The organism is Brevundimonas sp. UBA2416 (assembly GCF_002343105.1).
Lineage (GTDB): Bacteria > Pseudomonadota > Alphaproteobacteria > Caulobacterales > Caulobacteraceae > Brevundimonas.
Window position 1 is genome coordinate 2289 of the sequence record NZ_DDRM01000003.1, and the last position, 458, is coordinate 2746.

Annotated in this window: 1 pseudogene; it reads right to left on the reverse strand. The window is 68.1% G+C overall.

The features are described from left to right. A pseudogene (locus B3E43_RS00600) lies at positions 1-458 on the reverse strand (DNA-directed RNA polymerase subunit beta); the annotation flags it as partial.

Genomic DNA, 458 nt, shown 5'->3' on the forward strand with positions numbered 1-458 from the left:
GGCAGTTCGTCGCCGCGTTGCAGCTTCTCGACCTTGTCCTCGAAGCGGCGGTCGAGCGCCTTGCGGGCGTCCTCGAACTGCTTCTTCATGGCCTCCAGCTCGCCCATCGCCTTCTCGTCGTCGAGGGCGATCTGCCACCACAGGCCGCGCGACAGCTCGCCCAGCTTCTCTTCGGTGACCACGCCGCGGCCCAGGCCCTTCGGACCCGAGGTGGCGTTCTTGCCAAGGATCAGCGGCTTCAGGCGGCCGTAGACGTTGCGCTCGAGGATCTTGAGCTCGTCGTCGCGGTCCTTGCCGAGGCGCTCGATTTCCGAACGCTCGATGGCGATGGCCCGCTCGTCCTTGTCGACGCCGTGACGGTTGAAGACGCGCACGTCGACGATGGTGCCGGCGACGCCGGGCGGCAGGCGCAGGCTGGTGTCGCGGACGTCCGAAGCCTTCTCGCCGAAGATGGCGCG